General features: G+C 65.1%; 21 protein-coding genes and 1 tRNA gene. 9 read left to right on the forward strand and 13 right to left on the reverse strand.

Features of this window, described 5'->3' with window-relative positions; translation table 11 throughout:
- On the reverse strand, positions 1-837 hold the full coding sequence (locus Ga0102493_RS03355) for a glycosyltransferase family protein (protein WP_034906285.1): 837 nt from the start codon (positions 835-837) through the stop codon (positions 1-3).
- 91 nt (positions 838-928) lie between these two features.
- Here Ga0102493_RS03355 and Ga0102493_RS03360 point away from each other — a divergent pair, with 91 nt between their 5' ends.
- Positions 929-1,663 carry an Nmad3 family putative nucleotide modification protein gene (locus Ga0102493_RS03360; RefSeq protein WP_034906282.1) on the forward strand — a complete coding sequence of 245 codons (735 nt, stop codon included), beginning with the start codon at positions 929-931 and terminating at the stop codon, positions 1,661-1,663.
- On the opposite strand, the gene mmsB is transcribed toward Ga0102493_RS03360, so the two are convergent.
- From mmsB to Ga0102493_RS03385, 5 genes are read right to left on the reverse strand one after another with little or no spacing between them, the layout of a single operon-like run.
- On the reverse strand, positions 1,650-2,516 hold the full coding sequence (gene mmsB / locus Ga0102493_RS03365; RefSeq protein ID WP_034906280.1) for a 3-hydroxyisobutyrate dehydrogenase: 867 nt from the start codon (positions 2,514-2,516) through the stop codon (positions 1,650-1,652). The two genes, Ga0102493_RS03360 and mmsB, sit on opposite strands and share 14 nt — an antisense overlap.
- A gap of 25 nt (positions 2,517-2,541) precedes the next feature.
- Complete coding sequence (locus Ga0102493_RS03370) at positions 2,542-3,336, reverse strand: enoyl-CoA hydratase-related protein (RefSeq protein WP_034906277.1); 795 nt, start codon at positions 3,334-3,336, stop codon at positions 2,542-2,544.
- Positions 3,333-4,388 (reverse strand): enoyl-CoA hydratase/isomerase family protein, encoded by a 1,056-nt coding sequence (locus tag Ga0102493_RS03375; protein WP_069297449.1) that lies wholly within the window; start codon positions 4,386-4,388, stop codon positions 3,333-3,335. Before Ga0102493_RS03375 ends, Ga0102493_RS03370 begins: the two co-directional genes overlap by 4 nt.
- A 4-nt stretch (positions 4,389-4,392) precedes the next feature.
- Positions 4,393-4,770: a hypothetical protein gene (locus Ga0102493_RS03380; protein WP_150132409.1), complete on the reverse strand. Its 378-nt coding sequence runs from the start codon at positions 4,768-4,770 to the stop codon at positions 4,393-4,395.
- Positions 4,771-4,817: 47 nt separating this feature from the next.
- Positions 4,818-5,963, reverse strand: a complete 1,146-nt coding sequence (locus Ga0102493_RS03385; protein WP_034906267.1) for an acyl-CoA dehydrogenase family protein — start codon at positions 5,961-5,963, stop codon at positions 4,818-4,820.
- A 107-nt stretch (positions 5,964-6,070) separates the two neighbouring features.
- On the opposite strand from Ga0102493_RS03385, the gene Ga0102493_RS03390 reads away from it, so the two are divergent.
- On the forward strand, positions 6,071-6,475 hold the full coding sequence (locus Ga0102493_RS03390) for a hypothetical protein (RefSeq protein ID WP_051698403.1): 405 nt from the start codon (positions 6,071-6,073) through the stop codon (positions 6,473-6,475).
- A 91-nt stretch (positions 6,476-6,566) separates the two neighbouring features.
- Here the strand turns inward: Ga0102493_RS03390 and Ga0102493_RS03395 are convergent, their stop codons facing one another.
- The 3 genes from Ga0102493_RS03395 to Ga0102493_RS03405 all read right to left on the reverse strand — a co-directional run bounded on the left by Ga0102493_RS03395 (position 6,567) and on the right by Ga0102493_RS03405 (position 9,002).
- On the reverse strand, positions 6,567-6,965 hold the full coding sequence (locus Ga0102493_RS03395) for a RidA family protein (protein WP_051698400.1): 399 nt from the start codon (positions 6,963-6,965) through the stop codon (positions 6,567-6,569).
- Complete coding sequence (locus Ga0102493_RS03400) at positions 6,962-7,273, reverse strand: I78 family peptidase inhibitor (RefSeq protein WP_034906265.1); 312 nt, start codon at positions 7,271-7,273, stop codon at positions 6,962-6,964. The genes Ga0102493_RS03395 and Ga0102493_RS03400 overlap by 4 nt, the downstream gene beginning before the upstream one ends.
- A 235-nt stretch (positions 7,274-7,508) precedes the next feature.
- Positions 7,509-9,002, reverse strand: coding sequence for a CoA-acylating methylmalonate-semialdehyde dehydrogenase (locus tag Ga0102493_RS03405; RefSeq protein ID WP_034906263.1), 1,494 nt, complete (start codon positions 9,000-9,002; stop codon positions 7,509-7,511).
- A gap of 253 nt (positions 9,003-9,255) precedes the next feature.
- On the opposite strand from Ga0102493_RS03405, the gene Ga0102493_RS03410 reads away from it, so the two are divergent.
- From Ga0102493_RS03410 to Ga0102493_RS03440, 7 genes are all read left to right on the forward strand, one after another.
- Positions 9,256-10,416, forward strand: coding sequence for an efflux RND transporter periplasmic adaptor subunit (locus Ga0102493_RS03410; protein ID WP_069297450.1), 1,161 nt, complete (start codon positions 9,256-9,258; stop codon positions 10,414-10,416).
- Positions 10,417-10,423: 7 nt separating this feature from the next.
- Positions 10,424-13,600, forward strand: a complete 3,177-nt coding sequence (locus tag Ga0102493_RS03415; RefSeq protein WP_069297451.1) for an efflux RND transporter permease subunit — start codon at positions 10,424-10,426, stop codon at positions 13,598-13,600.
- The gene (locus Ga0102493_RS03420) at positions 13,597-15,045 is read left to right on the forward strand and encodes an efflux transporter outer membrane subunit (protein WP_034906259.1); all 1,449 of its coding nucleotides are present in this window, start codon (positions 13,597-13,599) and stop codon (positions 15,043-15,045) included. The genes Ga0102493_RS03415 and Ga0102493_RS03420 overlap by 4 nt, the downstream gene beginning before the upstream one ends.
- Positions 15,046-15,115: 70 nt before the next feature.
- Complete coding sequence (locus tag Ga0102493_RS03425) at positions 15,116-15,910, forward strand: mechanosensitive ion channel domain-containing protein (protein WP_051698397.1); 795 nt, start codon at positions 15,116-15,118, stop codon at positions 15,908-15,910.
- A 91-nt stretch (positions 15,911-16,001) separates the two neighbouring features.
- Positions 16,002-16,075, forward strand: a tRNA-Gly gene (locus Ga0102493_RS03430).
- 331 nt (positions 16,076-16,406) lie between these two features.
- Positions 16,407-17,081 carry a hypothetical protein gene (locus Ga0102493_RS03435; protein ID WP_150132410.1) on the forward strand — a complete coding sequence of 225 codons (675 nt, stop codon included), beginning with the start codon at positions 16,407-16,409 and terminating at the stop codon, positions 17,079-17,081.
- A gap of 935 nt (positions 17,082-18,016) precedes the next feature.
- On the forward strand, positions 18,017-18,988 hold the full coding sequence (locus Ga0102493_RS03440; RefSeq protein ID WP_081845770.1) for a CorA family divalent cation transporter: 972 nt from the start codon (positions 18,017-18,019) through the stop codon (positions 18,986-18,988).
- Positions 18,989-19,038: 50 nt separating this feature from the next.
- On the opposite strand, the gene Ga0102493_RS03445 is transcribed toward Ga0102493_RS03440, so the two are convergent.
- The 4 genes from Ga0102493_RS03445 to adh all read right to left on the reverse strand — a co-directional run bounded on the left by Ga0102493_RS03445 (position 19,039) and on the right by adh (position 24,942).
- Positions 19,039-19,527 (reverse strand): DUF6702 family protein, encoded by a 489-nt coding sequence (locus tag Ga0102493_RS03445; protein ID WP_034906253.1) that lies wholly within the window; start codon positions 19,525-19,527, stop codon positions 19,039-19,041.
- Complete coding sequence (locus tag Ga0102493_RS03450; RefSeq protein WP_034906249.1) at positions 19,527-21,956, reverse strand: M1 family metallopeptidase; 2,430 nt, start codon at positions 21,954-21,956, stop codon at positions 19,527-19,529. Before Ga0102493_RS03450 ends, Ga0102493_RS03445 begins: the two co-directional genes overlap by 1 nt.
- Positions 21,957-22,172: 216 nt before the next feature.
- On the reverse strand, positions 22,173-23,321 hold the full coding sequence (gene yiaY / locus Ga0102493_RS03455; RefSeq protein ID WP_034906246.1) for an L-threonine dehydrogenase: 1,149 nt from the start codon (positions 23,319-23,321) through the stop codon (positions 22,173-22,175).
- 100 nt (positions 23,322-23,421) lie between these two features.
- Positions 23,422-24,942, reverse strand: coding sequence for an aldehyde dehydrogenase (gene adh, locus Ga0102493_RS03460; protein WP_034906437.1), 1,521 nt, complete (start codon positions 24,940-24,942; stop codon positions 23,422-23,424).
- Between the last annotated feature and the right edge of the window lie 7 nt (positions 24,943-24,949).

The following is a 24,949-nucleotide window of genomic DNA, read 5'->3' on the forward strand; positions in this document are numbered from 1 at the left end:
TCACGCCGCGGGTTTGCCCCCGCTCCGATCACCCTCGCGGCGCTTCAGGATCTTCTCGGTCACGTTGAGCGTGCGTTCGTTGTCGACGTCGATCGCGTAATGGCCGTCCGACAGCACGACCGGCACCAGCTTGAACCCGAACCGGCGCGAGATCTGGGCGAACAGCTTTTCCTTGGACCCCCAGCCGAGCCGGAACCGGATGAGGTTCATCAGCCCGAACGCCTTGATGATGCGGCCGGGATATTTCACGAACTGCCCGCCTTCGCGCATGATCTCGGCGGCGGCGAGCGCCTGGCGGCTGCCGATCCAGTACATGTTGCAGTTGGAATAGCCGCCGTCGGAAAATTCGTAGAACCGCTTCTGCCCGATCGGGTCGGCTTCCTGCACCGCCTCGCGCGTGGCGAGCCCCGCGGCGCCCTGTGCGTCCTCGGCGAGGCATTTCCCGATGAATTCCGAATAGCCCTCCGGCGTGACGAGGCAATTGTCGGCAGTGGTGATGAGGAGCGGGAAATCGACGCCTTCCGCGCCCGAAAGCACGCTGTCGACGATGTTGAACCGGCCTTCGGCGAAGGCGAGCCGGCCTTCCTCCATCAGCCCGGCGATGAGCGGGATCGACGCGATCTCGTCCCTGTCGTGCGCGACGATGCAGATCGCGGCCACCTGCGGGCAGGCGGCGACCTGCGCCACGACGCGTTCGATCATCGGCACGCCGTTGACCGGCACGACCGCCTTTTGCGCAACGCCCGCCGCTTCGGCCAGCGGGTCGAGCGCGCCCGAACGCTTGCCCGCCATGACGAGCGCAGTGACGGACTGGGTGACTTCAGGGTTAGCTGCCATTTCGTCGCGCGCCTTAGACCGGGTGCGCGCGCAAGCCAAGCAAGACAGGTGCATCCTTGTGCAACTTCGTGTCGCGGTGCAGGCTGGGCCGATGAAGATCGTCCTTTCCCGCAAGGGCTTCGACACGAGCGCTGGCGGCGGGCCGTCGCCGATCGTGGAGGGGCGGCCCGTCAGCCTGCCGATCCCGGCGGGGGACCGGGAACGCCGGACGAGCGCGACGACCTATGGCGACCTTGGCCTGGGCGACCACGCCGCACGGGCGAGCCGGGGGAGGATCGGGGCGGAGGACCTGTGCCACCACGACCCGATGTTCACCGATGAGGGGGAGTGCCTGTTCGGCCAGTGCGGCGCGGCGCAGACCCATCTCGAACGGCAGGGCGTGGGAGTGGGCGACGTGTTCGTGTTCTTCGGCCTGTTCGCGGAATCTGGGGGAGAGCCGCATCACCGCATCTTCGGCTATCTGAAAGTGGGCGAAGTGATCCCGCTGTCAGGCGGCGCTCCGGCGGAATTCGTCGATCGCGGCCACCCCCATGCGCTCGCCATGCATGCTAGGAACGATTGCATCTGGCGCGGCGAGGGGTACGTGGCGGCGCGGGCGAGCGAGGCTCTGCGCCTGACCGTGCCGGGCGGCCCGCCGAGCCTGTGGCGCCGCCCGGACTGGCTGCGGCGGGGCGAGGTCACCTATCACGACCGGGCCGACCGCTGGATCAGGGGCGGGCGGCTGCGCTCCGTGTCGCGCGGGCAGGAATTCGTTGCCGATGCGGGCCGACGCAAGGCCCCGCGCGAATGGCTCGAAGCCGTGATCGCCGAGATCAGAGCGTCCTGATTATCCCTGAGAAATCGAGCCCGCCATGCTCGTCGGCGAAGGCTTCGTAGATCGCCTTGGCGTGGGAGCCGAGCTCGGTTTTCGCGCCCGCTTTCTCCGCCGCCTCGATCGCGAGGCGCAGGTCCTTGACCATCAGCGCGGCGGCGAAGCCGGGGGCATAGTCGCGGTCCGCCGGGCTTTCCGGGCCGACGCCGGGGACGGGGCAATAGCTCGTCATCGACCAGCACTGGCCCGACGAGACGCTGGAAATGTCGTAGAAGGTCTGCGCATCGAGCCCGAGCTTTTCGGCCATGGCGAAGGCTTCGGCCGTGCCGATCATCTGGATCGCGAGCAGCATGTTGTTGCAGATCTTCGCCGCCTGCCCGTTGCCCGCGTCGCCCGCGTGGATCACTGCCTTGCCCATGGCCTCGAGGATCGGCTTCGCGCGCTCGAAGGCCTTTTCGCTCCCGCCGACCATGAAGGTGAGCGTGCCCGCATTGGCCGCGGCGATCCCGCCGGAAACCGGCGCATCGACCATGTCGTAATTATGCGCCTCGGTCACCTCGATCACCTCGCGCGCGGTTTCGACATCGATGGTCGAACAATCGAGCATCACCGCGCCTTCGGGCGCGTGGCCGATCACGTCGTCCCAATAGACCTGTTTCACGATTTGCCCATTGGGCAGCATGGTGACCACCGCCTCGGCGGAGGCGCAGGCTTCCCGCGCGGTATCGAAGGTTTCGCACCCGGCCTCTTTCGCGGCGGCGAGCGCCGCTTCGCTGAGGTCGAAAGCGCGCACCTCGTGGCCCGCCTTGACGAGGTTCGCGGCCATCCCGCCGCCCATGTTGCCGAGGCCGATGAAGGCGATTTTCATGTGTTCTCTCTCCCTGAGCCGGTTTTCACCGCCCCTTCCATTGCCCTTCACGCTTTTCGATGAAGGCGGCCATTCCCTCGGCCTTGTCCTCGCTCGCGGTGAGGATCTGGAAGATGCGCCGTTCGACGATGAGCCCCTGGTCGAGCGTCATCTCGAAGGCGGAGTTCACCATCTCCTTGTTCGCGATCACGGCCATGGGCGGCATCGAGGCGATGGTCGCGGCGGTTTTGAGCGTCTCGGCCAGAAGATCGTCATGCGGCACGACCTTGGCGACGAGGTTCGCGCGCTCGGCCTCCTCCGCACCCATCATCCGGCCCGTCAGGCACATTTCCATGCTCTTGGACTTGCCGATCGCGCGCGTGAGCCGCTGCGATCCGCCCATGCCCGGCGCGACGCCCAGCTTGATTTCGGGCTGACCGAATTTCGCGTTTTCGGAAGCGATGATGAAATCCGCCATCATCGCCAGTTCGCACCCGCCGCCCAGCGCAAAGCCGTTGACCGCCGCGATCCACGGCTTGCGGGTCTTCTTCACGATCTCGGATGTCCACGGCGAGAAGAAATCGTCGAGGTAGAAATCGGCCGCCGCCTTGTCGTGCATTTCCTTGATGTCGGCGCCGGCGGCAAAGGCCTTGTCGCCCGAGCCCGTCAGCACCGCGCACAGCTGTGTGTCGTCGGCCTGGTAGTCCGCAAAGGCCTCGATCAGTTCGGCCAGCACCTGCGTGTTGAGTGCATTCAACGCCTTGGGCCGGTTGAGCGTCATCAGGGTGACGCCGGCATTGCCGGCAGCGTTCTTCTCGACGGTGATCGTCTCGTAGCTCATAGCGGTTTCCATTCCTCTTCAGGCGGGAGGGGGGCGAAGATCGCGTCGAGCAATTCCTCGCTCACGCCCTCGGGGGTTGCGGGGTCCCATTTGGGATCGTTGGTCTTGTCCACGATCACCGCGCGCACGCCTTCGGCGAAATCGGGGCGCAGCAGGACGCGGCTCGCGATGCGGTATTCCATCGCCATGTTGTCCGCGAAATCGGTGAGTTCATTGGAATGGGCGATCTGGCGCAGCGCGACCTTGCAGGTCTGCGGGCTTTTCGTGCCGAGCGTGTCGCGCTCCTTCGCCGCCCAGTCATCGCCCGCTTCCGCCGCCTTGTCGAGGCTGGCGAGAATGTCCTCGTAAGCATCCGAGGCGAAATGCTTGGCGATCTTGTCGGCATTCGCCTTGATCCGTGCTTCGGGCGGGGTTCCGGTCGGTTCGGACAGGATGCCTGCGATCCGGTCGGGATGCTGGGCGATGCGCGCCTTGATATCCTCCAGCATGGAATGTTCGACGTAATGTGTCGCGATGCCGGTCCACAGGCATTCCGACCCGTCGAGCCGCGCGCCGGTCAGCGCGAGGAACTGGCCGATCCGCCCGCCGATCCGCGCAAGATACCAGCCGCCGCCGACATCGGGGAACAGGCCGATGCCTGATTCGGGCATGGCGAAGCGCGTGTTCTCGGTCGCGACGCGGAATTTCGCGGGCTGCGAGATGCCGACCCCGCCGCCCATCGTGATGCCGTCCATGAAGGCGACGATGGGCTTTTCGTAGGTGAACATCTGGTGGTTCAACTGGTATTCGTCGTGGAAGAACTTGCGCCCCGACACGCCGCCATCATTCAGCGCGGAATTGCGCAGCATGGCGATGTCCCCGCCCGCACAGAACCCGCGCCCCTCATGGTGGTCGAGGATCACCGCCTCGACTTCGTCGTCTTTCTCCCATTCCGAAAGCGCCGCGCTCATCGCGTGGCACATCTCCAGCGTCAGCGCGTGGATCGCCTTGGGCCGATTGAGCGAGATGTGGCCGATGCGGCCGTGTTTGCGGGTGAGAACGTCGGTGGTCATTCGGTTATCCTGCCGAAGATTGAAGAGGGAGCCGTGGTGGAAGCAGTTTCCACGCGACGAGCCAATAGGTCATTGCGCCAGTCAGCGACGATGCGATCATCGTGCCAGCCAGTTCGAAATTGATGCTGCGATAGGGGATTTCGGTGAAGGCCGCTGTCAGCAAAAGGCCGAGCACCAGTCCGGCTGCGGCGAAAACGGTCCAGCTGCCAACGCGCTTCCATTCGGTGAGGCCGATCGTCGGCACCGCCACGGGCAGAGCATAGATCGCCGCGATCGAGCCGAAGAACGCGAGCATGATCAGGAATTCGGAAGTCTGCGCTCCATCCGAAACGCCCTGCGTGATGGTGAACAGGCCGATCAACACCAGCACCGCGCCAATCACGGCGCAGCCATAGGCCGTAACGACGGCAAGCAGTCTCCCCGGCCAATTCACTGCCGCAGCAGGTCCCGCCCGACGACCATCCGCATGATCTGGTTCGTCCCTTCGAGGATCGAATGCACGCGCAGATCGCGCCAGAACCGCTCCACCGGATAGTCCTGCAGGTAGCCGTAGCCGCCGTGGAGTTGCAGCGCGCGGTCGACGATCGCCGAGCCGCTGTCGGTCGCAAGCCGCTTCGCCATGGCGGAGAAGCGCGTCTTGTCGGGGGCGTTGTCGGTCACCTTGGCCGCCGCGAGATACAGGAGCGCGCGCGCCGCCTCGAGGTCGGTCGCCATGTCGGCGAGGGTGAACTGGGTGTTCTGGAACTCGGCGACCGGCTGGCCGAACTGGCTGCGCTCCTTGGTGTAGCGGATCGCCTCGTCAAGGCACCTCTGCGCGCCCCCTAGCGAACACGCGCCGATGTTGAGGCGCCCGCCGTCGAGCCCCTGCATCGCGATGCGGAAACCCTCGCCTTCGCCGCCGACGACGTTTTCGGCCGGAACGCGCACGTCCTCGAGGATCAGCTGCGCGGTCGGCTGCGAATGCCAGCCGAGCTTCTTTTCAGGAGCGCCGAAGCTGACGCCCGGCATGTCCTTTTCGATCACCATGCAGGTGATGCCCTTCGGCCCGTCCTCGCCGGTGCGGACCATGGCGACATAGATCTCGTTCTCGCCCGCGCCGGATATGAACTGCTTGGTCCCGTTCAGGATGTAATCGTCGCCGTCGCGCTTCGCCGTGGTCCTGAGCGCGGCGGCGTCGGAGCCCGAGCTCGGCTCGGTCAGGCAGTAGCTCGCGATATGCTCCATCGTGATGAGCTGCGCGAGATACGTGTCCTTCACGCCCTGCGATCCGAAGCGGTCGATCATCCACGCGGCCATGTTGTGGATCGAGATGAAGGCGGATGTGGAGGGGCAGCCATAGGCCATCGCCTCCATGATCAGCGCCGCCTCCAATCGCCCGAGGCCGATCCCGCCCGATTCTTCGGAAACGTAGATCGCGCCGAAACCGAGTTCGGCGCTTTGGGTGATCACATCGCGCGGGAAAATGTGCTTTTCATCCCATTCCGCGGCGTTCGGCGTGATGTTGTCGGCGGTGAAGCGGCGCGCGACGTCCTGAATCGCGAGCTGGTCTTCGGTGAGCTGGAACTGTCCTGTCATGGCTTAGGCCATTAGCCAGAAGGCCGGGGCAGGGGAAGGGGCTGGGGCGACATCGACGACCCGCAGATTTTGCTAGTCCGCGCGCGGGGTTCGCGCGTAACTGCAGCATGGCCCGATACGTTAGCGCCGAAGAAAGCGCCCGCCTCATCCTGATCTACAACGCCGATGGAGGCGTGCTGAACGCTCTGAAGGATGCGGTGCACAAGGTCGCCCGACCGGGGAGCTATCCGTGTTCGCTCTGCGCGCTGACCTATGGCTGGGTCGCGATGCACAGCGACTGGCGGCGCTTCGTGTTCCGCCTGCCGATGGGCAAGATGTTCCTCTATCGCGATCAGGTGGCGAAGGTGTTCCCGGGGCTGAGCGTGGACCTGCCCGCGATCCTGTTTCACCACGGCTATGGCGAACCCGACGTGCTGGTTTCGAGTGCGGAGTTGAACGCCCTGCAACACCGCCGCCAGCTGATGGCGCTGCTTGCCGACCGGTTGGGCGAAGCGGACCGGCCTGGCTCGTAGGATTGCCGCCGGGCCGATCCAACGCCGGAACTTTCGGGAATTGCAAGGGGTATGACTTTCGTCAACTTGCACGCGGCGCATGCCGGCAGGTTCAATCGATGATCGCCTCGGCCTCGATCTCGACCTTCCAATCGGGGCCGCACAGCCAGGCCACCCCCGCCATGGTCGCCGCCGGAGGGTTCTTGCCGAAAAAGCGCTCGTGGACCGATCCGACCGCGTCCTGGTCCGCCGGGTCGGTCAGCAGCATCCGGGTGCGCACCACGTGCCTTGCCGAACCGCCGAGGTCCTCGATCGCCTTGACGATGAGGGTGAGGCAGCGTTCGGCCTGCGCCGCCGCATCGCCCGGTGTCGTGCTTCCGTCAGGCTCGATCGGCCCGGTCCCGGCGACGACGATCCGCTCGCCCGTCCGCACCGCGCGGCAGAAGCCGAAGGCGCTTTCGTAGGGCGAGCCGGAGCTGGCCCTGGAGCGGCCCATGTCCTTGGCGCTCATCCGCAGGTTATCGCCTCGATGACCATGTCGTCGTCATAGCGCACGTTCACCCGGTCCGGGCGATAATCCATCGTCCACGCGCTGCGCGGAGGGCCCCAGCGCAGGGTGTGCGCGCCGCTTTCGGCGAGGATCGCCTCGCCGAGTTCGGCGGTGACTTTCTGTCCGACGTGGCGCTGCGCCGGGGCAGCCTCGCAGGTCCGTTCGGCTGGCGCTGCCGGAGCCTCGGCAGCTGGGGGCGGGGTGTCCGTCGCTGCACACCCCGCAAGCGCCAGCGCCGCCAGCGCGCTTCCTTCGGTCTTCGGCCGCATCCTCCACCTCCTCGTCGGTCTCGTCCACCGCCGCCGTGCATAGCGCAGCCGCGAGCCGGACGAAACGTGTCCGTGATCCCGTCAGGCCGGGCAGCGAAAGCGGGGCATCGGCATCACGCCGATCTCGCTGTCCGGCCCCGGAAGGATCAGCAGCGCCTCGCGGCCTTCGACTTCGTTGAGCCGCAGGCGGCGAGCGCCAGCAGCGCCGGGGTGAGAACCGCAAACCGGAAGCGCATCACCCCATGGTCGGGATGACGAAGGCGTTCGAACCGTCCCCGCCGCCGTCGGGCCAGCGCTGGGTGACCTTCTTCTTCTTGGTCCAGAAAGCGAGGCCTTCGGTGCCGTACTGGTCGATGTCGCCAAAGCCCGAACGCTTCCACCCGCCGAAGCTGTGATAGGCGACCGGCACTGGGATCGGCACGTTGATGCCGACCATCCCGACATTGACCCTTTGCGTGAATTCGCGCGCGACGTGGCCATTGCGGGTGAACAGGGCGACGCCGTTTCCGTATTGATGTTCCGAAGGCAGACGCAGCGCTTCCTCGAAATCCTTGGCCCGCACGATCTGCAGGACGGGTCCGAAGATCTCCTCCTGGTAGCTCTTCATCTGCGGGGTCACGCGGTCGATAAGGGTCGGGCCGACGAAGAAGCCGTCCTCGTGCCCCTGAAGCGAGAAGCCGCGCCCGTCGATGACGATTTCGGCGCCTTCCTCCTCCGCCACATCGACCCATTGCTCGATCCGGGCCTTGTGTTCGGGCGTGACGACGGGGCCGTAATTGGCATCGGGGTCGCTTGAGACGCCGATCCTGAGGGCATGGATCGCGGGGATCAGCTTTTCCCGCAATCGCTCGGCGGTTTCCTCGCCCACCGGGACCACGACCGGCAGCGCCATGCAGCGTTCGCCCGCCGAACCGAAGGCCGCCCCCGCAAGGTCGTTCACCACCTGGTCGAGATCCGCGTCGGGCATGACGATGCCGTGGTTCTTCGCGCCCCCGAAGGCCTGCACCCGTTTGCTGCGGGCATTGCCGTTCGAATAGATGTAATGCGCGATGTCGGACGAACCGACGAAGCTGATCGCGGGAATGTCGGGATGCTCGATGATCGCATCGACCATTTCCTTGTCGCCGTGGACGACCTGCAACAGGCCCTCTGGCGCGCCCGCTTCGAGGAACAGTTCGGCAAGCCGCACCGGCACGCTCGGATCGCGCTCGGAGGGCTTCAGGATGAAGGCATTCCCGGCCGCGATCGCCATGCCGAACATCCACATCGGGATCATCGCGGGGAAATTGAACGGGGTGATGCCAGCGCCGATGCCCAATGGCTGGCGCATCGAATAGACATCGATCCCGGGGCCCGCCCCTTGCGTGTATTCGCCTTTCAGGATCTGCGGAATGCCGCAGGCATATTCGATCACCTCGAGCCCGCGCTGCACGTCGCCCTTGGCATCGTCCACGACCTTGCCGTGCTCGCTCGACAGCAGTTCGGCGAGGCTCTGCATGTTCGCCTCGACCAGTTCCTTGAACTTGAACATCACGCGGGCACGTTTCTGCGGGTTGGTCGCCGCCCAGCCGGGCTGGACCTTCTTCGCGGCCTCGACCGCACGGTCCAGCAGCGCCGCATCGCCCAGCGCGACTTCAGCCTGGACCTCGCCGGTCGAAGGGTTCCAAACCTTGTGCTTGCGTGCCGGGGCGGGGCTGTCGCCGACAATGAAATGGTCGATCTGGCGCATGGGCTATCGTCTCTCTCTTGTGTGCGTCTGTTGTTGGCTGCGCAAATGCAACCGCGCCGCCGCGCTGGCAAGGGCCAGAGGCCTTCTCAAAAGTGGGGAGGGGCCGTGCGCGCGACGGGGGGTGAGACTAGGCCCGCGTGTTGCATTGTAACAATTGTTCATTAAGAAGAGGTGCGAGAACCGATTTGCTCGAAATGGAGCGCGCAGGGTAACGTCTACTTGCGTGCAAGATCTCTTCGGTGGGGGATAAGGGATGGGGATTTCAGGTTCCGTCAGGGCCTTGGGGGCTGCTCTTGCTCTGCTTCTTGCCGCCTGCGGCGCCGCGGTTCCGGGCGAACCGCCGCCGGTCCCGGTCCGGGTCCAGCAGGCCGCCGCGCAGGACAAGCCGCTCTTCACCGAATACATCGCCGAAATCCGCGCCGGTAGCGAGGTCGCGGTCTATCCCCGCATCGGCGGGACCATCATCGCGCGCCATTTCCGCGAAGGCTCGATGGTGCGCGCGGGCCAGGTCCTGTTCGAAATCGACGCGCAGGAATTCGCCTCTTCGCGCGATGCCGCCCGCGCGCAGCTCGCCGCTTCGCAGGCGCAGGCAGCCCGCGCCAACGAGGATGTCGCGCGCTACGAGCCGCTCGTCGCCGAGGACGCGATCGCGCGGCAGGTCTTCGACAACGCCGTGGCAACCGCCAAGGCGAGCGCGGCGCAGGTCAGGGCTGCCGAGGCGAGCCTCGCCAATGCCGAGCTGACCCTGTCCTACGGCAAGGTCCGCGCGCCGATTTCGGGCCGGATCGGCAAGGCCGGGGCCAGCGTCGGCCAGCTGATCTCGCCCGGACAGATCGAACTCGCGCGGATTTCCGATGCATCCTCGCTCGACGTCTATTTCAGCCCGAGCGAGGAGGAGGTCCTGCGCTATGCCCGGATCGGCGAGGAGGAGCGCGGCAACGGGGCTTCCGAGATTCGCCTGATCCTCGCCGACGGGACCGAATTGCCGCAGACCGGCGCGATCGATTTCGCCGATCGCGCGGTCGATCCGACCACCGGCAGCTATAGCCTGCGGGCGGTCTTTCCCAATCCGGGCAGCATGGTGCGCCCCGGCCAGTTCGGGCGGGTTCGTATCCAGATCCAGACACGAAGGGATGCAGTGATCGTCCCCGACCGCGCCGTGACCGAGCAGTTCGGGACCTATTTCGTGATGGTCGTCGGCAAGGACAACACGGTCGAACAGCGCCGTGTCGAAGTCGGTGCGCAGGCAAGCGGCGACTGGATCATAGAGAAGGGCCTCGAGCCCGGCGAAACGGTGATCGTCGAGGGCCTCGCCAAGGTCCGTCCCGGGGCGAAGGTCCAGCCCGTTCCCATGGGCGCGGAAATCCCGCTGCCCGGAGCGGGCGATGCCGGCCAGGCGGCAGCGAAGAAGTAGCCGCGCGATGGCGAAGCTCTTCATCGACCGCCCGGTCTTCGCGATCGTCATCGCGCTGATCCTGTCTCTCGGCGGCTATCTGTCGCTGACCGGCCTTCCGGTGGCGCAGTTCCCCGACATCGCCCCGCCGACGGTCAGGATCACCTCGGTCTATCCCGGCGCGAGCGCGCCGACGGTCGAGGAGGGCGTGACGGTCCCGATCGATTCGCAGGTCAATGGCGTGACGGGCATGAAGTCGATCCGGGCCGTATCGGGCGCGGACGGGACGTCTGTCGTAACGGTCCAGTTCACGCTCGAGACCGATCCCGACATCGCCGCGGTCGAGACGCAGAACCGGGTTTCGCAGGTGACCCCCCAGCTCCCGGCGGAGGTCAACAATATCGGCGTGTCGGTGAAGAAGGCCTCGTCGGACACGCTGATGTATGCCGCCTTCTATTCGCCCGGCAACAGCTATGACCGGACCTTCATATCGAACTATCTCGACAACATCGTCGTCGACGAGCTGAAGCGGGTCGAAGGAGTCGGCGATGTGGCGGTCTATGGTTCGCCTTTCGCGATGCGCATCTGGCTGCGGCCCGACCGGCTCGCCGCTCTCGGACTGACGCCGATGGACGTGGTCGCCGCGGTGCGCGAACAGAATGCGCAGGCCGCGCCCGGTTCGGTCGGCCAGCCGCCGAACCGGACGCGCAGCGGGTTCCAGTATTCGCTCGAACTGCAGGGCCGCATCAACGAGGCGAGCCAGTTCGAGAACATCGTGTTGAGAAGTGGCGATGACGGCTCTCAGGTGCGGCTGCGCGATGTCGCGCGGGTCGAACTGGGGGCCAAGGGCTATGCCCAGGAAGCCGCGCTTAACGGCCGCCCCGCCGCGGCCGTCGCGGTCGCGCTTTCGCCCGGCGCCAATGCGATGGCGACGGCGGAGGAACTCAAGGCCAGGCTAGAGACGATGCAGGCGAGTTTCCCGCCCGATTTCGGCTATGAGATCGTCTATGACGGCAGCCTGTTCGTCGAGGAATCGATCGCCGAGGTCGCGAACACCCTGCGCGACGCGCTGATCCTCGTGCTGCTTGTTGTCTTCCTGTTCCTGCAGAGCTGGCGCGCGACGTTGATCCCGATGCTCGCCGTGCCGGTTTCGCTGCTGGCGACGCTGATCGCGTATCAGGGGCTCGGCTTTTCCATCAACACGCTCTCCTTGTTCGGCATGGTGCTGGCGATCGGGATCGTGGTCGACGACGCGATCGTGGTGGTCGAGATGGTCGAACTGAAGATGGAGAAGCTCGGCCTTTCCCCGCGCGAGGCGACGCGGCAGGCGATGGACGAGGTTTCCGCCCCGATCGTCGCGACGACGCTGGTGGTGGCGGCGGTGTTCGTGCCGATGGCCTTCATCCCGGGCGTGAGCGGGCAGCTCTATCAGCAATTCGCGCTCACCATCGCGGTCTCGACCCTGTTCTCCTCGGTCGTCGCGCTGACATTGACGCCGGCGCTGTGCGGGCTGCTGCTCAAGCCCCGGTCTGAGCATGGCGGGAGCGACACTATCCTCACCCGCTTCTTCGCCCGCTTCAACGCGTGGTTCGACCGCCTGACGGCACGCTATGACGGCTTCATCGGCATGACCACAAGCAGCCTCAGGCGGGTCGCGATCTTCCTGCTGCTCGTCATCGGCGGTGTCGCGCTGTTGTTCCGGGCCACGCCGACCGGCTTCGTGCCGGACGAGGACGTGGGAGCTTTCTTCGTCCAGGCGATGCTGCCCGATGCGTCGAACACGCAGCGCACCGGCGAGGTGCTTGACGATTTCTCGAACAAGCTGCGCGGGCTCGAAGGGGTCGAGGCGGTGATGACGATCTCGGGCTTCGACGTCCTGTCAGGCACCGCCGCGCCCAATGCCGGCCTTATGATCGCCAAGCTCGCCCCCTGGCACGAGCGCGGCCCGGCTTCTTCCGCTTCGGTCCTGATCCGCAAGGCCAACATGCTCGGCTACGCGACGCCAGAGGCGCTGCTGTTCGGATTCGGTCCGCCGGCCCTTCCGGGCTTCGGCGCGTCGTCGGGGTTTTCGATGATGCTGCAGGCACGCGCCGGCCAGACCCCGAGGGAACTCGCCGACGTGACGCAGGCCTTCCTTGCCGAGGCGAGCCGACAGAAAGAGATCGGGCGCATTTCGACGACCTTCAGCGCGGGCACGCCCAATTACCAGCTCTCCATCGACCGCGAGCGGGCCAAGGCGCTGGGGCTTCAGCTGACCGATGTCTACCAGACGCTCGGGGTGCTGCTCGGCGGGTCGCAGGTCAACGACTTCACCCGCTACGGCAAGAACTACAAGGTGATGGTCCAGGCGGACGGCAATTATCGCGAGGAGATCGACGGGCTCGGGCTCATCAACGTGCGCAGCCGCACGACCGGGCAGATGGTCCCGCTTTCCGCAGTGGTGAGCATCGAGAAAGGCGCCTCGCCGCGCTTCATCGCGCGCTACAATCTCTATCGCTCGGCCGATCTCAGCGGCGCGCCAGCGCCGGGTTATTCCTCGGGCGATGCGGTCGCCGCGCTCGAACGGGTCGCGGCGGACGTGCTTCCCCCGGGCTATGGCTACGAATGGTCCGGGGTGACCGCAGAGGAGGTCGAGACCGGCAATTCCGCGACCATCGTCATGGCGCTATCGGTGCTGGTCGTGTTCCTGTTCCTGGCCGCGCTCTATGAAAGCTGGTCGATCCCGGTCGCGGTGCTGCTCGCGGTGCCCTTCGGTATTCTGGGCGCGCTTGTCGCGCTGCAATTGCGCGGGTTCGACTTCAACGTATACGGCCAGATCGGTGTGGTCACCCTGGTCGGCCTGTCGGCGAAGAACGCGATCCTGATCGTCGAATTCGCCAAGCAGTTCCGCGAGGAGGGCAAGCCGATCGCCGAGGCCGCGCGGCTCGCCGCGACGCAGCGCCTGCGCCCGATCCTGATGACCTCCTTCGCCTTCATCATGGGCGTGATCCCGCTGCTGCTCGCGAGCGGGGCGGGCGCGGCCTCGAAGCAGTCGGTCGGCACCGTGGTGTTCGGAGGGATGCTGGCGGCCACCATTCTCGGCGTGCTTGTGGTCCCGGCGCTCTATGTCATCGTCCAGACCCTGACCGAACGTTTCTTCGCCAAGAAGGACGCCGAGATCGGCCCGCTCCCCGCCCGGCCGTTGCCGGAAGGCGCAGCGGCATGACGCGGCGCCTGGGGACGATGGCCGCGCTCTGCGCGTTCGGAGCGGCTCTGGGCGGCTGCGCGATCGTGGGCAAGGATTACGAACGGCCCGCGCTCGTCCTGCCCGAAACCCATGCGGTCGAGCTCGCGAGCGGGGACGCGCGCTCGGCGGCGAACACGGCCTGGTTCGAGCTTTATGACGACCCCGAACTGCGACCGCTGATCGAGGAAGCGCTCGACGACAATCTCGATCTCCAGCAGGCCTTCGCGCGGATCGAGGAAGTCCGCGCCCGCCTGCTGGTCGCGCGCAGCGGCTTCTTCCCGCGTGTGGACGGTTCGCTTTCCACCGGCGCGCAGCCGCAGGCGAATTCGAATGACGCGGTGTTCACGCTCGGCCTCGTGCTCGGCTGGGAGATCGACCTGTTCGGCAGGATCCGCCGCCAGAACGAGGCCGCCCGCGCGCAATTGCTCGCAACCGAGGCGAGCCGCGCGGCGATCGTGACGACGGTGGTGCAGCAGGTTGCCGCGACCTTCCTGACGATCCGCGAGATCCAGGCGGAAGAGGCGATCCTCGCGCGCAACATCGCGCTTCAGGAGCGGGCGCTCGATCTCGTCGAACTGCTTCACCGGCAGGGCGTGGTCTCCGACAGCGAGGTCCAGCAGGCCACCGCCCAGCTCGCCGGCACGCGTTCGCTGCTGCCGCAGGTCGTGCAGGCGCGGCTGGTGTCGGAAAACCTGCTGACCGTGCTGCTCGGTCGCTATCCTTCCGAGATCGGACTTTCACCCTTCGATGCCGAACGGCAGGCGCGGGGGATCGGCGCCTACGACCTGCCGCTCGGCGTCCCGAGCGCGTTGCTTGCCCGCAGGCCCGACGTGATCGCCGCCGAACAGCAGCTGGCCGCCGCGACCGCCATCGAAGGCGTGGCGATCGCCAATCGCTTTCCCTTTCCGACCATCGGCCTCGGCAGTCTGCTCGGAAGGACCTCGACCGAGCTCGGCTCGCTGTTCGACGACGGGGCGTCGTCTTCGCTCAATTCATGGGGCCCCGAAGTGCGCCTGCCAATTCTCAATTTCGGGCGCGATCTCGGCAATGTGCGGGCCGCGCGGGCGCAGGTCGACCAGGCGCTGATCGGCTATCGCCGCGCGGTGCAGGGTGCGCTGTTCGACGTCAATGCGGCGGTCTATGCCTACCGTGCGGGCGAAGCGCAGATCGAGCCGCTCGCCGATCAGCTCGCCGCCGCCGAGCGCACGCTGTTCCTGCAGAACCTGCGTTTTCGCGGGGGCGTGGTGAATTATCTCTCGGTCCTCGATGCGCAGCGCCTGGTTCTCTCGAGCGAGCTCGCGCTGGCACGCGCCCGGCTCCAGCGCGACCTTGCCTTCGTCGATCTCTACCGCGCGCTGGGCGGCGGCTGGTCGCCCGAGGACACGCCCGACATCGCGGTCGCCGCCGGCACCGGGACCCGCTGAGGGATTTGCACGCGGCCGCGCTCGCGGCTACTCCGCATGGCTCTGGCGTCAGCCGCTGTCGGCGAAATCCATGTTGTCCAACCTGCCTCTTCCCCCTGAATCCTCGCTTCCCGACGTGCTCGCGTCGATCGCGCTGCTCGCCGTCCTGCTCAGCGCCTGGCTGATCACCGGGCGAGCGTTCAGGGCACGGGACAACCTGCCGCGGCTGGTCGCGCGGCGCTGGACCGCGAATGTCAGGAACGCGCTGCTGCTGATCGCGGTCGTCGGGCTGCTGATGATCTGGGCTCCGCAGCTGCGGACCTTCGCGCTTTCGCTGACTGCGGTCGCGGTCGCGATCGTGGTGGCGACCAAGGAGCTCATCCTGTGCCTTTCGGGCTCGGCCTTCCGCACCTTCACCCGCGCCTATTCGATCGGGGACATCATCGAGATCGGGAGCCATCGCGGCGAGGTGATCGACATCAACCTGCTTTCGACCCGACTGCGCGAAATGGACCGGCGCGACGGCTCGATCCGTGCGCTTGACCAAGGCGTGGTGGTTCCGCACAGCCTGCTTTTCACCCAGCCCGCCCGGGTGCTGGCGCGCGAGGGGCGGCGCCCGGTCCATGCCTTTGCCATCGTCTTCGAAACCCGGACGGACCTGTTCGCGCGGCTCGGGGAGATAGAAAGCCGCGCGAACGACGCGCTGCGGCAGGCCGGCGGGGACGAGGAGCGGGTCACCCTGGCCATATCGACGAGCGATCTCGGGCGGTTGAGACTGGAATTCGAAGTCGCAGCCACGCCCGATGAGGCTGCGGGACTGGAAAAGGCGATCACCGTGGCGGTCGGCTCCTTCGTGCTCTCTCTCGCGCCGCCGCCGGGCGAGTGAAACCCTGCGCGGCGCACGGTGCGGGCGCTGCGCAAAGCGATATTGACCGGGCGGGAATTATCGTGTCATGGCGCGCTGCGCGTAGCGCCGCGCGGGTGTAGCTCAATGGTAGAGCAGAAGCTTCCCAAGCTTAAGACGAGGGTTCGATTCCCTTCACCCGCTCCAGTAAAAAGCAATGAAATCAAATATTTAGTGTGCCCTTTTTCGCCTCGCTCCTTGGCACGATTCTAATCCTTGTTTGATCACGATTTTGGCATGGTTTGGCGCACTGGTGTTCCCTTTTTGTCTCGCCATACTCCGCAGACTTTGGCACACCGAGTGGCTGCGGCGGAGATAATTAGTTTCGAGGTTCTCAATATGACTTTCTTGCCGTAGCCGCTCTGGCCACGCGGACATTAATAAGACTTAGTCAGATCAAGACCGCCTCGTAGATTATCCCACAATTACTGAGGGGGCATGACTCCACCGAGCTGCTCCAGGCTGGTATGGTAAGGGCATGTCAAAAGCATCTGAATTCTTTGATAGGTGGGTCTCTCGTATCGCGAACGGCCTGGCGATTTGGCCGATAATTCCTGCAGGCGTTCTAGCAGCGGTCGCAGCCTGGCTTTCTTCAAGTGCCGATTCTTTGGGCCAATACGGTGCTTTCGGGTGGTTCTGCGTTGCTCTTTTCACCTTCTTCATTTCAGCGGCTGCATTGGCGCTCCTGAGTCGCACGCGACTGTGGCGAGTGGAGGCTAAGGTCAGGGAGAAACTCAGCGGAGAAAGTTCGCCCTTCGATCCGATGGCTAAGGAGTATCACAACAAGAGATTGTTCATTAGCGATCTCGCCCCTGCTGGCCGGAAGTTCGTGATCGGCAAGACCTTCCATAATTGCGAGATCATCGGCCCGGGGACCATCAAGCTTCTAACACGCTCCGATGCGAATAAGCCTTGGCCAGTGGTCACAAACAATGTGATGTTCTTCACTGATTGTATCGAGACGGACCCGACAGCTAATTCGGAAAGCGCAATCTTTTTTCCTGACTGCAGCTTTCACGGCTGCCATTTCTTCAATCTCACGCTGATGTTCGACGAGCGAACCGACGGAGTTGGCTGGAACTGGATCACGAGAGATTACCGACAGCTTTCGCTCCCGCAGATCGATCATAGTGAAGACGAAACCGAAACGTGAGTGATTTTCTGCAGATTGTGGGCGCGAGACGAAATTTCCTCAAGCTGCGGGGGCCCGGGCTCTCCGGTTTAACGGAGGGGACGGTGCCAAGAAAATGTGAGGTCGCATCCTTGCTCGCGATCTAGGATGCAGATTCAAGGTTGCTCGAAATTCAATTTGAGTCCAGTCGCGGCGCGATGAGATAGTCAAGGTTTCGTCTCATTCATTCAACACTGAATTAAGGGCCGCACCGTGACCGACATACCCGTGAGCCGCTTGCGCGACTTCGCTGTCCCTCTTATCCGAGCTGCAGAGCTAGCGCCAGATCGGCTCACGCTCGGCCAATTGGCTTTCTTCATCTATGCGGGGATGGCAGATTTATCTGGGCACCCAGCCACATTCACAGAAATACGCGACATCGCTGGAGAGCGAATAAACAAGTCGCTTCATACAACATATAAGGTTCTTCTCGAGGGCTCTAGACGGTCGGATAGAGCCAATACGCCAGGCGTAGGTTGGTTATATCGAGAAATGGACCCCACTGACAATCGTCGCAAGTTGCTGCGACTTACCCGAACGGGCGACGAGATACTGAGAGCACTGACGGCTAGTTACAAAGATTGACTGGCTCCTTTCCCCTGGAGAAGAGTATACTTCAGCACGCCTCGATTCCCTCTTAATGAGGGACCGTTGATCTTCGATTTGGTGGAAGGGACTGTGCCATTCATGGCACAAGGCCCTCGATTTAAGTGTCTGAATTTTATAGGAAGTGGTGGTATCACCCGCTCCAGCGATCTTCCCGTTTCGCGGTTCCATGGACCAGCACCTTCCTCGTGATGGGCCGTCAGGGCCTGCTTCGCGAACGGGTTCGCCGGACATGGCGCAGCCCGCGTCCCGCGACTAAGGGGCGGCGGCATCTGGCTTGCCCGCGCGCGCAGCTTGCCTAAGACGGGAGCATGACCGCCCCTGATCCAATGCCCACGATGCGCGCGTTCGTGCTTTCAGACGGCAGCCCGCGCGAGCTCGCCCCCTCGGAAATCGCCGAATACAGGGGCAGCGACTTCGTATGGCTGCATGTCGATGGCGCGGGCAATGCCGGCAGGAACGATCTTCCGCCCTTCGTTCCCGACCTCGCCGCCGGAGCCCTGCTGGCGAGCGAAACCCGGCCCCGCTGCGAGGGGATGGAGGGCGGTGCGCTGATCAACCTGCGCGGTACGGGCGTGCGGGTGACGACCGACAGCGACCGGCTGGTATCGGTCCGCGTCTGGGTCGAGGCGAAGCGGGTCACGTCGGTCACGCGCCACCCGCTTGCCGCGCTGGACCAGGTCGAGACGCAGATGCGAGCGGGCAGGTTTACCGATGGCGGCGATTTCGTCGCGGCGCTGGCGCAGGCGATCAGCGCCGAGCTCGACCCGGAAGTGGCTGATCTCGGCGATGCGCTCGACCTTTGCGAAAGTGAGATCGACGATGCCGACCTCTACGAGCTGCGCCGCCGCATCACCGAACTGCGCTCGCAGGCGATCGCGCTGCGCCGGTTCGTCGCACCCGACCGCGATGCGATGCAGGCGATGGCGCGGCTCGAATATGACTGGATCAGCGAAGAGGACCGCCTGCACCTTCGCGATGCGGCGGACCGCTTCGCCCGCATGGCCGAGGAACTCGAGGCCGTGCGAGAGCGGGCGGCGCTGCTACATGAACAGCTTACCGATCTGCGCGCCGAACTGGTCGATCGCCGCTCGCTCGCCATTGCCGTCGTCGCGTTCATCTTCCTGCCGCTGACCTTCGTCACCGGCCTGCTCGGGATGAATGTCGAGGGCATCCCTTTTGCCGGCCGCGGGTGGGCATTCTGGGGGGTTGTCGCCTTCTGCGGCGCGATTGCGCTCGCAGTGGCCGGGTGGTTTGCGATCCGCCATTGGCTCGACGACTGAACGGCAGCCCGCGCCCGCCCGGCCTTCCGGGGGCGGGTTGGGGGCGAAGGTTACCTGAGAGTCGCATCCTTCGCCGGGTCGCCCGCGCGGAAGATCAGGGTCTCGACCTCGGTTCCGCTGCCGATATTCACCCGGTTTTCCTGCCGCGCCCAGACATCGGTCAGGATCAGCGAACGGACCGCAAGGCGCGCGCCGGGGCCGGGCGAGGGGGCCTCCTCGTAGATGACGAGGCTGCCCCCGTCGATCTCGCTGCCGAGAAGGGTGAAGGCGATCGGCTCACCTTCGTGGGTGACGGTGAAGCGTTCGGCGATATAGCGCACGAAGGCGCGCCGATCGGGGATGTCGCCGATGATGTCGGGCGCGGCGATCCCCCGTCTTTTCAGCGCATGTTCGGCATCGTGCAGCGGCACGCGGTGGACCACTTCGAGCAGCCCCGTGCGTTCGTTGTGCGACAGGATCGAGATCGCGGTCTTCTGCTGGTGCGCCGCTGCCGGCAGCGCGACCAGCAGCGCCGCGCACAGCGCAAGCAGCCAGCGCATCAGTTCGAACCCTGGCTTTCGGCCATCAGGTCGCGGCCCGTGCGCGATGTCGCTTCGGGCGACTTGAACGCTTCGATGCGGCTTTCGATGATCCGGCGCGGATAGTGATTGTTTTCGATATCCGCGTCGGCCGTCTCCCAGTTCGGATCGACGACGACGCTGGCGAGGCGCTTGCCCTTGGGGAAAACGAGCAGCTTGCTCACCTCCTTCGGATTGCGCCGCCAGATTTCCGCCGGGATCTGCATGCGCTGCGTGCTGCCGTCCTCGAAAGTGAGGCCGAGAATGATCGGCATGACGAGACCCCCGCGGTTCGAGAAGCTGAGGACATAATAGTTCGCATCCTCCTTGAGTGCACGATCGAGGGTCTGCCGCTCCCACGGCTCGAGTTCCTCGAGGAAACTCTCGTAGCTCTCGCGGTCCTTGGGGGTGACGGTGAACTGGTCATTCTCGTCGTAGAAATCCGTCACTCCCGGGTTTTCGAGCACCCAGATCGGCACGCCCTGTTCGCGGTTGAGGCGCACGCCCACTTTCTCGGGCTCGCCCAGCAATTCGTCGCGGCGGCGCTTGAGGTCGATGTCGGGGTTCTCGGTGTCGAGCCGCAGGCGGTGGATCGCGTCCAATGAGATATCGACATGGTCGGTGGTGTAGAACCAGCCGCGCCAGAACCAGTCGAGATCGGTGCCCGAGGCTTCTTCCATCGTGCGGAAGAAATCGGCCGGGGTCGGCCGCTTGAACTTCCAGCGGCGGGCGTATTCCTTGAGCGCGAAATCGAACCGCTCGCGCCCGATCACCGTGTCGCGCAGGATGTGATAGGCCGCCGACGGCTTGCCATAGGCATTCGGGCCTAGGTTCAGCACGCTGTCCGACTGGGTCATGATCGGGACCTGGTCGCTCGAGGTCATGTAGGGGATGAGGTCGCGCGGCAGGCTCCGGGTCCAGGGCAGGTCCGGGTCCCATTCATAGCCCGCGACGCTGTCGAGGAAGGAATTGATGCCTTCGTCCATCCAGGTCCATTGCCGTTCATCGGAATTGACCGTCATCGGGAAATAGATGTGCCCGATCTCGTGGATGACGACGCCGATCAGATAGACCTTTTCCGACAGCGAATAGGTCCGCGTCCCGTCCTCGTTCAGCGTCGTGCGCGGCCCGTTGAAGGTGATCATGGGATATTCCATCCCGCCGACAGGGCCATTCACGCTCTGCGCGAACGGGTAGGGATAATCGAAGCTGAAGCGCGAATAGACCTTCATCGTGTGGACCACGGCGGCGGTCGAATATTTGCGCCACAATTCGCCGCCTTCCTTGGGCCAGAAGCTCATCGCCATGACGAGTTCGTTCTCGGCCCCCGGCTGGCGGTGGCCCTGCGCGTCCCAGATGAACTTGCGGCTCGATCCCCAGGCGAAATCGCGGACGTTTTCAGCCGTGAAACGCCAGGTTTTCGTCCCCGTAGGCCCGGTCCGCTCGTTCGCGGCGGCCTCTTCGGGCGTGACGATGAACACCGGGGCATCGGCATCGCGGGCGCTTTCGAGCCGCTGTCGCTGGGCGGCGGTGAGCACTTCGCCGGGGTTCGCAAGCACGCCCGTCGCCGAGACGACGTGGTCGTCCGGCACCGTCATGGTGACATCGTAATCGCCGAATTCGAGCGTGAATTCACCGCGCCCGAGGAATTCCTTGTTGTGCCAGCCTTCATAGTCCGAATAGGCGACGAGGCGCGGAAACCACTGGGCGAACAGGAAGATGTCGTTCCCGCCCTTGCGCGGATCGTCCGGAAAATGTTCGTAGCCCGAGCGCGCGAAGATCGTGTTTTCCTCGACGATGTTGAACGCCCATTCGATCTGGAATTCGACCGTCTCGCCGGACGCGAGCGGGGCGGGCAGGTCGATCCGCATCAGCGTGCCGACGATCGTGTGCGAAAGCGGCGTCCCGTCGGCGAGGGTCACGCGCTTGATGTCGTAACCGTATTCGTTGTCGGCCATCGCCTGCTGGCGGCGCAGTTCCTCGAGGCTGAGGCGCGCGGGTTCCCCGCCGCTTGCCGCATCGATGCGCGGTCCGCGGCGGCCCGGCCCGCCGAAAGTCGTGGTCATCTCCGCCATGGAATCGGTGCGGAAGATGTTCTGGTCGAGCTGCATCCAGATCCACGGCAGCGTGTCGGGCGAATTGTTGACGTAGCGCACGGTCCCTTCCGCCTCGAGCCGGCGCTTATCCTCGTCCAGTTCGGCGCGGATCACGTAGTCGGCCTGCTGCTGCCAGTACTGGTGCCCGGGCGCCCCGCTCGCATTGCGGTAGACATTGGGATCGGGCAGGACCTCGTCCAACTGGCGGAACTTGTCCTCGAAATCGCCCTTGGTCTGCTGGATGCCCTGTCCAAAAGCGGGTGCGGCGGCGGGGGCGGCGAGGAGGAAGGCGAGCAAAAGGGCAATCAGGCGCAAGTCGAGGTCCTTCGTTCGAATCGGGTCCGGTAGGGCGGACCGCAGGTCCCGCTAGGGAATCGTCCGCCGTCCGCGCGGGGCGGGGGCGCGAACCTCGCGCCCTGCGCTCAAATGTCAATCTCCTGTCGCAGCAGGCCATCGCGCGCGCCGGAAACAAGGGCGCCCGGCGGTCCCTTGGGAAGACCGCCGGGCGCACCGCGCTTGCCTTGGGAGAGGTCAGGCGGCAGCGCGGAAAATGGCCTCGATCTCCTGCTGGTTGGCAGGGCGGGGATTGGTGAAGCCGCAGGCATCGTTCATCGCGTTCGCGGCGAGCGTCGCGATGTCGGCCTCCTTCATGCCGAGCTGGGCGAGCCCTGCGGGTATCCCGATATCGGCCGAAAGCTGGCGGATCGCCGCGATCGCCGCCTCGGCGCCCTGGCGTTCGTCCATGTTCGAGACATTGACCCCCATCGCCGCCGCGACATCGCGCAGGCGTCCAGCGGAAACCGCCGCATTGAAAGTCTCGACATGCGGCAGCAGCACCGCGTTGCAGACGCCGTGCGGCAGGTCGTAGAAGCCGCCCAATTGGTGCGCCATCGCGTGGACATAGCCCAGCGATGCGTTGTTGAACGCCATCCCGGCGAGGAACTGGGCATAGGCCATCGCCTCGCGCGCTTCGAGATTGGTCCCGTCGGCGACCGCATCGCGCAGGTTTTCGGCGATGAGCGACATCGCCTTCAGCGCGCAGCCATCGGTGATCGGCGTCGCCGCGGTCGAGACATATGCCTCGATCGCATGGGTCAGCGCGTCCATGCCCGTGGCGGCGGTGAGCGCAGCGGGCTTGCCGACCATCATCGCCGGGTCGTTGACCGACAGGAAGGGCGTCACGTGCCTGTCGACGATCGCCATCTTCACGTGCCTCTCGACATCGGTGATGATGCAGAAGCGCGTCATTTCGGCGGCGGTGCCGGCGGTGGTGTTGATCGCCATCAGCGGCACCTGCGGCAGCGGCGAGCGGTCGATGCCTTCATAGTCGGCGATTTCCCCGCCATTGGCCGCGACGAGCGCGATCCCCTTGGCGCAGTCATGGCTTGATCCGCCGCCCAGCGAGACGACGAGATCGCATTCATGGTCGCGCAGGAGGGCAAGCCCGTCCTCGACATTGCCGGTGGTCGGGTTTGGCTGCGCGCCGTCGAAGATCGCGGCCTTGATGCCCGCATCCTCGAGCACTTTCGCAACGTCATCTGCGACACCGAGCCGGGCGAGCCCTTCGTCGGTCACGATCAGGGCGCTGGCGAAGCCGCGTCCGGTGAGCGTTGCGGCGGCATCGGCGAGAGCGTTCTCGCCCATGATGTTCATGCTCGGCATAATGAAACTGGTAGACATGGTAATCCTCCTCCCGATTGCGGGTTGGCTGTTGTTGATGCCATGACCGGGCGTCGGTGCGACCCTCGAGAGGCGCCCGGTCATGACCGTTTCTTCTTCCTCAGAAGAAACCGAGCTTCTTCGGCTCGTAGGAAACCAGCATGTTCTTGGTCTGCTGGTAGTGGTCGAGCATCATGCGGTGCGTTTCGCGCCCGATGCCCGATTGCTTGTACCCGCCGAACGCGGCGTGGGCGGGATAGGCGTGGTAGCAATTGGTCCACACCCGCCCCGCTTCGATGGCGCGGCCCATCCGGTAGCAACGATTGACGTCGCGGCTCCATACGCCCGCACCAAGGCCGAACAGCGTGTCGTTGGCGATCGACAGCGCCTCCTCCTCGTCGCGGAACGTGGCGACGGAGACGACGGGGCCGAAGATCTCCTCCTGAAAGACGCGCATCTTGTTGTGGCCTTTCAGAACGGTCGGCTGGACGTAGAAGCCGCCCTCGCATTCGCCGCCCAGCTGCGCCGCGCCGCCGCCTGCGAGCACCTCGGCGCCCTCGGCCCGGCCGATGTCGAGATAGGACAGGATCTTGGCCTGCTGTTCGGCCGAAGCCTGAGCGCCCACCATCGTCGCCGGGTCGAGCGGGTTATCCTGTTTCAGCGCCGCGACGCGGGCGAGGACGCGCTCCATGAAGCGGTCATAGATCGATTCCTGAACCAGCGCCCGCGAAGGGCAGGTGCACACCTCGCCCTGGTTCAGCGCGAACATAACGAAGCCCTCGATCGCCTTGTCGAGATAGTCGTCGTCCTCGGCCATAACGTCGTCGAAGAAGATATTGGGCGACTTGCCGCCGAGTTCGAGCGTGACGGGGATCAGGTTCTCGCTCGCATATTGCATGATCTGCCGGCCGGTCGACGTCTCGCCGGTGAAGGCGATCTTCGCGATCCGCTTCGACGAGGCGAGCGGCTTGCCCGCTTCGAGGCCGAAGCCGTTGACGACATTGACCACGCCGTCGGGCAGCAGGTCGCCGACCAGGTCCATCAGCATCATGATGGAGGCCGGGGTCTGTTCGGCGGGTTTGAGCACCACGCAATTGCCCGCCGCGAGCGCCGGGGCGAGCTTCCACGTCGCCATCAGCAGCGGGAAATTCCACGGGATGATCTGGCCGACCACGCCCAGGGGTTCGTGAAAGTGGTAGGCGATGGTGTTCGCGTCGATTTCCGAAATGCTGCCTTCCTGCGCACGAATGCAGCCGGCGAAATAGCGGAAATGGTCGATCGCGAGCGGGAGGTCTGCGGCCATCGTCTCGCGGATCGGCTTGCCGTTGTCCCAGGTTTCCGCTTCGGCGAGCTGGCCGAGGTTTTCCTCCATCCGGTCGGCGATGCGTGTGAGGATCAGCGCGCGTTCAGCGACGGGCGTGGCGCCCCAGGCGGCGCGGGCGGCATGGGCGGCGTCCAGCGCAGCCTCGATGTCCTCGGCGCCCGAGCGCGCGACCGTGCCGATCACCTTGCCGGTGATGGGCGAGACGTTGTCGAAAGTCGCGCCGCTTTTCGCGGGCACCCAGCGCCCGCCGATGAAATTGTCGTAATGCTCTTTCAGCGAAGGCCGCATCAGGATCGCGGCCTTGGTCTGCATGTCCATGGGGTCT

Origin of the sequence: Erythrobacter litoralis (assembly GCF_001719165.1) — a bacterium.
Classification (GTDB): domain Bacteria; phylum Pseudomonadota; class Alphaproteobacteria; order Sphingomonadales; family Sphingomonadaceae; genus Erythrobacter; species Erythrobacter litoralis.

Bases quoted from the DNA above. Each gene is read 5' to 3' on its own strand.
- Ga0102493_RS03355 (WP_034906285.1), bottom strand. From the start codon at position 837: ATGGCAGCTAACCCTGAAGTCACCCAGTCCGTCACTGCGCTCGTCATG.
- Ga0102493_RS03360 (WP_034906282.1), top strand. From the start codon at position 929: ATGAAGATCGTCCTTTCCCGCAAGGGCTTCGACACGAGCGCTGGCGGC.
- mmsB (WP_034906280.1), bottom strand. From the start codon at position 2,516: ATGAAAATCGCCTTCATCGGCCTCGGCAACATGGGCGGCGGGATGGCC.
- Ga0102493_RS03370 (WP_034906277.1), bottom strand. From the start codon at position 3,336: ATGAGCTACGAGACGATCACCGTCGAGAAGAACGCTGCCGGCAATGCC.
- Ga0102493_RS03375 (WP_069297449.1), bottom strand. From the start codon at position 4,388: ATGACCACCGACGTTCTCACCCGCAAACACGGCCGCATCGGCCACATC.
- Ga0102493_RS03385 (WP_034906267.1), bottom strand. From the start codon at position 5,963: ATGACAGGACAGTTCCAGCTCACCGAAGACCAGCTCGCGATTCAGGAC.
- Ga0102493_RS03390 (WP_051698403.1), top strand. From the start codon at position 6,071: ATGGCCCGATACGTTAGCGCCGAAGAAAGCGCCCGCCTCATCCTGATC.
- Ga0102493_RS03395 (WP_051698400.1), bottom strand. From the start codon at position 6,965: ATGAGCGCCAAGGACATGGGCCGCTCCAGGGCCAGCTCCGGCTCGCCC.
- Ga0102493_RS03400 (WP_034906265.1), bottom strand. From the start codon at position 7,273: ATGCGGCCGAAGACCGAAGGAAGCGCGCTGGCGGCGCTGGCGCTTGCG.
- Ga0102493_RS03405 (WP_034906263.1), bottom strand. From the start codon at position 9,002: ATGCGCCAGATCGACCATTTCATTGTCGGCGACAGCCCCGCCCCGGCA.
- Ga0102493_RS03410 (WP_069297450.1), top strand. From the start codon at position 9,256: ATGGGGATTTCAGGTTCCGTCAGGGCCTTGGGGGCTGCTCTTGCTCTG.
- Ga0102493_RS03415 (WP_069297451.1), top strand. From the start codon at position 10,424: ATGGCGAAGCTCTTCATCGACCGCCCGGTCTTCGCGATCGTCATCGCG.
- Ga0102493_RS03420 (WP_034906259.1), top strand. From the start codon at position 13,597: ATGACGCGGCGCCTGGGGACGATGGCCGCGCTCTGCGCGTTCGGAGCG.
- Ga0102493_RS03425 (WP_051698397.1), top strand. From the start codon at position 15,116: ATGTTGTCCAACCTGCCTCTTCCCCCTGAATCCTCGCTTCCCGACGTG.
- Ga0102493_RS03435 (WP_150132410.1), top strand. From the start codon at position 16,407: ATGTCAAAAGCATCTGAATTCTTTGATAGGTGGGTCTCTCGTATCGCG.
- Ga0102493_RS03440 (WP_081845770.1), top strand. From the start codon at position 18,017: ATGACCGCCCCTGATCCAATGCCCACGATGCGCGCGTTCGTGCTTTCA.
- Ga0102493_RS03445 (WP_034906253.1), bottom strand. From the start codon at position 19,527: ATGCGCTGGCTGCTTGCGCTGTGCGCGGCGCTGCTGGTCGCGCTGCCG.
- yiaY (WP_034906246.1), bottom strand. From the start codon at position 23,321: ATGTCTACCAGTTTCATTATGCCGAGCATGAACATCATGGGCGAGAAC.
- adh (WP_034906437.1), bottom strand. From the start codon at position 24,942: ATGGACATGCAGACCAAGGCCGCGATCCTGATGCGGCCTTCGCTGAAA.